The 2116-nt window shown below is 69.0% G+C and carries 1 protein-coding gene and 1 pseudogene; both read left to right on the forward strand.

Annotated elements, in window-relative coordinates:
• The first annotated feature begins 170 nt into the window (after positions 1–170).
• Positions 171–1673, forward strand: a complete 1503-nt coding sequence (locus tag SK571_RS46025; protein WP_319990410.1) for a molybdopterin-dependent oxidoreductase — start codon at positions 171–173, stop codon at positions 1671–1673.
• 143 nt (positions 1674–1816) lie between these two features.
• Positions 1817–2116, forward strand: a pseudogene (locus SK571_RS46030) (fasciclin domain-containing protein); the annotation flags it as partial.

Consider the following 2116-nt stretch of genomic DNA (forward strand, 5'->3'; position numbering starts at 1 on the left):
GGTCTACCTCATCGACTCGGTGCTGCTGCCTGCCTGACATCACTCGCGTGGCAACTGGGCACTCACGTCTCGGACGTGAGTGCCCAGTGCTGTGCTTTGGTCCATTGTAGATTTCATAGAACCCTTGTGCGTGAGCCAATCCACTCGACGGTCTGTTCCGAACAACAGATGTGAAGGCAACACGATCCGTCCTCATCGGCCTGCTGTCGGTGGCCGTGGCGTTGGCGGCAGGGCATCTCGTCGCGGGGCTGGTGAGTCCACTGGCCTCGCCGTTCCTCGCCGTCGGCAACACCGCGATCGACCTGACGCCTCATCCGGTCAAGGACTTCGCGATCCGCACGTTCGGTGAGAACGACAAGCTGGTGCTGCTCGGCGGCATGGCGGTCGTGCTCGCGGGCCTCGGCGTGGTGGCGGGGCTGCTGTCACGCCGCAGTCCGTGGCCCGGCACCGCCCTCGCCGGGCTGCTCGGCATCCTCGGCATCGCCGCGGTGCTGGCCAGACCGACGACGTCCGGGTGGGCGGTGCTCGCCCCGCTGGCGAGCCTCGTGGCCGGTGTCGCCGCTTTCCGCTGGCTGTGGTCCCAGGCGGCGCCCGCCGTCGTGCCGGACCGGCGCAGGTTCCTGTTGTCGACCGCGGCGATCGCGGTGGGTGCCGGCGTCTCCGCGCTCGGTGGGCAGCTGCTCGCCGGCCGGGTGGACGTCGAGGCCTCCCGGCGTGCGATCACGTTGCGGCCCAGGGAGACCGCGCCGGAGATCCCGTTCGACGCCGACTTCGCTCGTGAGGGCACACCGGAGTTCATCACGCCGAACTCGAAGTTCTACCGCGTCGACACCGCGCTCACCGTGCCTCGGCTGCGCGCCGAGGACTGGCGCATGCGGCTGCACGGCATGGTGGACAACGAAATGCTGCTCACCTACGACGACCTGCTGCGGCGTCCGCTGGTGGAAAAGACGATCACGCTGGTGTGCGTGTCCAACGAGGTCGGCGGCCCGTACATCTCCACGTCGAACTTCATCGGTGTCTCCCTGCCCGACCTGCTGCGGGAAGCAGGTGTGCGTCCCGGCGCCGACCAGCTCGCGACGCGCAGCGTGGACGGCTGGACGTGCGGCACCCCGGTCGACTCCATCATGGCGCCGGGCTCGAACGCGATGCTGGCGCTGGGGATGAACGGCGAGCCGTTGCCGCTCGAGCGCGGCTTCCCGGTCCGCATGGTCGTGCCGGGCCTCTACGGCTACGTCTCGGCGACGAAGTGGCTGGTGGACGCCGAACTCACCACCTTCGACGCGTTCGACGCGTACTGGGCGCAACGCGGCTGGGGGAAGAAGGCCCCGGTCAAGGTGATGTCGAGGGTGGACCGGCCGAAGTCCTTCGAGAGGGTGCCGGCGGGCCGGTTCGTCGCGGCGGGCATCGCCTGGGCCCAGCACACCGGCATCGACCGCGTCGAGGTCCGGATCGACGGAGGGCCCTGGCAGGAGGCGACGCTGAGCAGGGAGGTCAACATCGACACGTGGCGGATGTGGCGCGTCGAGCTGGACCTGAAGGAGGGCAACCACACCGTGGAATGCCGTGCCACCGACCGGAAGGGCTACACCCAGACCAACGAGCGCGCCGCCCCGATCCCGGACGGCGCGACCGGCTGGCACTCGATGGTGTTCACCTCGGTGGCGGGTTAGGCGTGCTCAGCGACACCGTCCACATCGGACAGCGTTGTGCGGGCGCGCGTTTGGTAACGGGTCGATAACCAGACCCATCCGTTCGTCCAGTGGTGGCGAATCACGAGTAGCAACTGACCGAACACTCTTGGAGATGTCTCGTCATGAACATGACCGTCCGCAACACCGTCCTGGCCGTCGGCGCCGTCTCGCTCGCCTTGTTCGGCGCGGCGTGCGGCTCGGGTGACATGGCCAGCAGCGGCAACACTTCCAGCGCCGCGCCCACCGCGACCACCCAGTCCTCGGCCGCGATGGCCGACCCGGCCAAGGACCTCGTCGGCCCCGGCTGTGCCGACTACGCCAAGCAGGTCCCGTCCGGTGCCGGCTCGGTTTCGGGCATGGCCGCTGACCCGGTCGCCGTCGCCGCGAGCAACAACCCGCTGCTCACGACCCTGGTGAGTGCC

Origin of the sequence: Lentzea kristufekii (assembly GCF_033949925.1) — a bacterium.
Lineage (GTDB): Bacteria > Actinomycetota > Actinomycetes > Mycobacteriales > Pseudonocardiaceae > Lentzea > Lentzea kristufekii.